This is a genomic window from Actinokineospora sp. (assembly GCF_050699995.1).
In the GTDB taxonomy this organism is placed as follows: domain Bacteria; phylum Actinomycetota; class Actinomycetes; order Mycobacteriales; family Pseudonocardiaceae; genus Actinokineospora.
Map to the genome: position 1 here is coordinate 1 of NZ_JBOHGC010000349.1, position 4786 is coordinate 4786.

Genomic DNA, 4786 nt, shown 5'->3' on the forward strand with positions numbered 1-4786 from the left:
GTCGTGGTCGCTCGCCTGGTCGGCGAACTCGGCGTTGATGTGCACGATGTCGTAGTCCGACCGGAAGATGAACGGGCTCACCGTGATGTGGTCGAGCGCCTGGGCGTTGCCCTGGAAGACGTAGCTGTAGCGCTCCGTCTCGGGCAGGTCATTGATCAGCGCCCGCAGCGCGCCGCCCTCGGTCAGCTTCGCCATCACCGGGGAGAACTGGAAGTCGTTGATGTCGCCCAGCACCACCACGTTCGCGAACGGATCGATGTCGGTGATCTTGCGCGCGAAGGCGTTGACCAGCGTGGCCTGCTTGAGCCGCTGCACCTCGGAGGTCCGGTTCGGCGGCTGGTTGCGGCCGAACAGCGGCTGGTCGCCGCCCTTGGAGTTGAAGTGGTTGGTCACCACGACCACCGGCTTACCGCGGAAGGTGAACTCGCCGACCAGCGGCTTGCGGCTGTTCGCCCACGCCTCGTCGCCCGGCTCGATGCGGCCGGGCGAGATCGAAAGCTTGGCCTGGAACGGGAACGCGCCCTGAGTGACCTCGATCGGGGTGACCGCGTCACCACCCGGCTTATCCACAAAGGACACCCGCGCCGGGTTGAACAGGAAGGCGACCCGGATGTTGCCGCCGGGTTGTCCGCCGTCCTGGCCGTCGACCGGGTCGATCTGCCGCCAGTCGTAGCGCGGGCCGCCCTGGGCGACGATGGTGTCGCTGAACTTGCGCAGCGTCTCGTCCGCCGCCACGACGCCGTTGTTCACCGGGCCCGTGTTGTCCTGGATCTCCTCCAGGGACAGGATGTCCGGCGTCGACAGGTTGGTGATGATCGCCCGCGCGAGCCGGTCGAACTTCGCCTGCGAGTCGACCGGCGAGAGGTTCTCCACGTTGTAGGTCGCCACGGAGAGCTCGCCGCCGCGCTCCGCCCGGGTCACCTCGGGCCGCAGGTTGCCGGACACCAGGTCACCGAGTTGGGTGGCCTGCACGACGTAACCGCCGAAGCGGCTGAAGTCGACCGGGCCCGCGGTGGCACCCGCGAGCGTGTCGCCGACGTTCGCCTGCGGGAAGGGCCGCTGCGCGAACGGGATCAGCGAGAGGACCTGCAGCCTGCCGCTGTTGGAGTCGTCGTAGCCGGTGTAGACCGTCGCACCACGCGCGGAGCGGTTCTGGTCCGGCTTGGTGGTCACGAAGACCTCGTTGAACGAGGTGGTCGCGCCGACGACGCGGGCGTTGTCGACCTGGACCCGCATGCCCTCGCGGGACTCGTAGAAGTCGAGCGCGTACGTGGCCGGGTCAAGAGGCAGCGCCTCGATAGACCCGCCGGGGCTGGGCGCGAACGCGTTCGGGACGGTGGTCGGGGTGAGGACCTCCGCGGCGGGAAGCGCGTTGCCGCTGGAGTTGACCGTCCAAGTGGCGCTGGTCAGCTCGGTCGTGGCGAGCATCAGCGAGGACGCGGGGGACGCGTCCGGGTAGAACTCGTCGACCGTGCCGACGACCGTGACGGCGTCGCCCACGGCCAGGTTCGGGGTGACCGAGCCGGTGAAGACGAACAGGCCCTCGCTGGTGGCCGGGTTCGCGTCGGCCCGCGGGTCCTGCAGCCAGAAGCCGCGCGAGGAGCCGAAGGCCCTGATCGCGGTGACCACACCGGTGGTGCTGACCTTGACCCCGTCCATCGCGGACAGGTGGCCCGCGCCCTGAATCTCGTTGATCTTCGCCGGGGTCGGCGCCGGGCCGCCGCCACCGGGCGTCTCCCCCGCGGCGTTGGTCGGCGTGGGCCCGCCGATGACGAAGTCGGCGGCGTTGTTGTCGGTGTCGGTCAGCGCGGGACGGGCCGCGGAGGTGGTGTTGCTCGTCGCCGGGGTGGGCGAGGTCTCGCGGACGACCGCGGCGCCGTACCCGACCAGGTCGACGATGCGTGGGTCCGCGGCGCAGTCGGCGGCGGTCTTGCAGGTCAGCGCGGATGTCGTGTTGACCAGGGCGACCGTGCCGCCGGTCGACGACATCGGGATGTTCCCGGTGGCGTTCGGCGTGGGCAGCGCGACGGCGCCCCCGGCGCCTGCCCCCTCGGCGACGAGATAGCGACCGTTCGCGCCCAGCGCGCCGGTCAGCTGGGTGATCTGCCACGCGCTGGTCGCGCTCGCGGACGCGGGCAGGTACTGCACGCTCCAGCCGGTCAGGTCGACGGCGGAAGTGCCCGCGTTGCCCAACTCGATGAAGTCATTGGTCAGCGTGGCGCCGGAGTTGCCGCCGCCGCCGAAGACCTCGGCGATCATCGCGCCCGCACTGGGCACGGCGGCCGCGACCGGGGCGGCCACGGCTACCGCGCCGAGCGACAGGGCGGTGCCGAGCAGCACTAACCGGGGTGTTCTCACAGAATGTTCCTTCCTCACTGCGGTCCCGGCATCCTTCACCTGTTTGGTTAACGGTGAAAGGCCTGCGGGGGCGGATCGTGCCCACGCCGAGTGAGAAATAAGGGCCCTATTTGGGGGCGCGAACGCCCGTCTACTTGTCCTGGCAGTCGGCTTCGGTCGCGGTCTCGTCCTCGACGATGACGTGCCTCATGAAGTGGGGACTCGGTGCGCGGCATGCAGAAGCCCGCCGGCGGCGTGCAGGAAGAGCTGTTTGAGCTGTTCCTCGCTGATGTCGGGGTGCGGTAGCCAGGCCGTCAAGGTCGATTCGAGGAACGCGATCCACCCGCGAATGGTGTGCCGCAGCAGCGGAGCGGGCAGGTCGATCGGCAGGTCCAGCTCGGCAGCAGCGTCGCGCATCCCCGCCAGCATCATGTCGATCTGGCGCTCCCGGCCCGCTTGGACGACCCGCTGGATCTCCGGTTCCGCACCGGTGCCCTGGGCGAGCAGGATGCCCATCAGCGGGCGGTACTCCTTGGCCCAGTCGATCAGCTCGGTGAGCACCGCGGCGGTCCGCTCGGCGGCGGGCAGCGACGGGTCGGGCGCGGTGCGCGCGGCGAGCTGGTCCGACGCGTCGCGGATGATCGCCACGTAGAGCGCGCGCTTGTTCGTGAAGTAGTAGTACAGCAGCCCCTTGGCGACGCCTGCCTCGTTGGCGATCTCGTCGATCGACACGTCGTCGTAGCCGCGTTCGGCGAACAGCCGGGCGGCCGCCCGCAGCAGGGCGGCGGCGGGATCGGGTTTCGGCTCGGCGCGGCGGGCTCTCCTGGGGCTGGACACCTCTGCCACCCTACCGACCTCCCGGCCGTTTGACTCGAATTCAAACTGTTGACCCAAGTTCAAACTCACGAGTAACCTCCGTCACCATTCCGCCCCGCCCCGAGGAGAGCCGATGGCCGCCACGTCCCGCCCCTGGTACCGCTTCCGACGGCCTCTCGCCGCGTTGGGTGCCGCGCTCGCGCTCCCGCTGCTGGTCAGCGGTGCCGTGCAGGCCGAGCCGGGACCGAGCTACGTCGCCTTGGGCGACTCGTTCACCTCCGGCCCGCTTATCCCGAACCAGGTCGCCCCCCTGTGCGGCAGGTCGGACCAGAACTACCCCCGACTCACCGCCACGGCGATCGGCGCCCAGCTCACCGACATCAGCTGCGGCGGCGCGCGCATCCAGGACATGACCTCGGCCCAGCACCCGGCGACGACGCCGCAGTTCGCCGCGTTGAAGCCCGACACCCAGCTCGTCACCGTCAGCATCGGCGGAAACGACCTGCCCTTCGGCGAGGTCGTGGGCGTGTGCGGCGCGCTCGGTGCCCTGAACCCGTTCGGCAAGCCCTGCACCGCCGTCTACAACGCCGGCGGCAAGGACGAGCTCGCCCGGCGCCTGACCCTGCTGGAATCGAAGCTCACCGCCGTCGTCACCGGCATCCGCGAACGGTCGCCCGGCGCCCGGGTGCTCTTCGTCGGTGTCCCTTCGGTGCTGCCGGAGTCCGGGTCGTGCTGGGGTCCGAACATGCCCGTCGCGCCCGGTGACTACGCGTACCTGGTGAAGGTCACCAAGAACCTGAACGCCACCTTCGCCAAGGCCGCGGCGAACGGGGGCGCCGAGTTCGTCGACATCTACCCCAACAGCCTCGGCCACGACGTGTGCAAGCCGGTGGGCGTCCGCTGGGTCGAGGGCATCGTCCCCGGTGCCATCGCCGCCCCGGTGCACCCGAACCTGCTGGGGATGCAGGGCGCGGCCGCGGTTCTCACCAAGGCCATCACCGGCTGACCCCACGGTCGAATGAGACTACGAATGAGACTGGACAGCAGAACGCCCGACCCCATGATCATCGGGGCCGGGCGTTCTGTCTGCTAGCTGGCGGTGGCGGTGGGATTTGAACCCACGGACGGGGGTTACCCGTCACGCGCTTTCGAGGTCCGTTCCCCCAGGTTCAGGACGGTTCGGGCTGCCCTCAGCCGCAGGTCAGCGTGGACAGTCCTCCGTCGCGGTCTGCGGCGGTCTGCCTTGACTGAGACCCAAAGTGAGACCCAAGCCGTCCCAGCCGTCCCAGGCGTCCCATTGCAGGTCAGCCCTGGGACGGCTTGAACCCTGGGACGGCTCAAGCCGTCCCAGGAGCGCGGTTTGGGGCCTTCCACGCCGACGCGGTTGCACCGTTGCAAACCCACCCAAGAGGGATGACACAAGCCCAGCGGTCTTGATCACCCTGCCGTGACGGAACCCACCACGGCGCACCGTCACCTTGGCCCGCTCGCAGCGAACATAGACGGACGTAACCGTCCGTATCCGTTCTGACGATCCGGATCGCTCCTGGGACGGCTTGAGCCGTCCCAGGGTTCAAGCCGTCCCAGGGCTGACCTGCAATGGGACGCCTGGGACGGCTGGGACGGCTTGGGG

General features: G+C 69.5%; 3 protein-coding genes. 1 reads left to right on the forward strand and 2 read right to left on the reverse strand.

Annotated features, from left to right (window positions below):
- Together ACRDSQ_RS17180 and ACRDSQ_RS17185 are read right to left on the reverse strand one after the other, a co-directional pair.
- On the reverse strand, nt 1–2376 hold a 2376-nt coding region (locus tag ACRDSQ_RS17180; RefSeq protein ID WP_431422362.1), incomplete at its 3' end, for a lamin tail domain-containing protein.
- 168 nt (nt 2377–2544) lie between these two features.
- On the reverse strand, nt 2545–3174 hold the full coding sequence (locus ACRDSQ_RS17185) for a TetR/AcrR family transcriptional regulator (RefSeq protein WP_431422365.1): 630 nt from the start codon (nt 3172–3174) through the stop codon (nt 2545–2547).
- Between the two features lie 112 nt (nt 3175–3286).
- On the opposite strand from ACRDSQ_RS17185, the gene ACRDSQ_RS17190 reads away from it, so the two are divergent.
- The gene (locus ACRDSQ_RS17190; RefSeq protein ID WP_431422367.1) at nt 3287–4159 is read left to right on the forward strand and encodes an SGNH/GDSL hydrolase family protein; all 873 of its coding nucleotides are present in this window, start codon (nt 3287–3289) and stop codon (nt 4157–4159) included.
- Nucleotides 4160–4786: the final 627 nt, after the last annotated feature.

Bases quoted from the DNA above. Each gene is read 5' to 3' on its own strand.
- ACRDSQ_RS17190 (WP_431422367.1), top strand. From the start codon at position 3,287: ATGGCCGCCACGTCCCGCCCCTGGTACCGCTTCCGACGGCCTCTCGCC.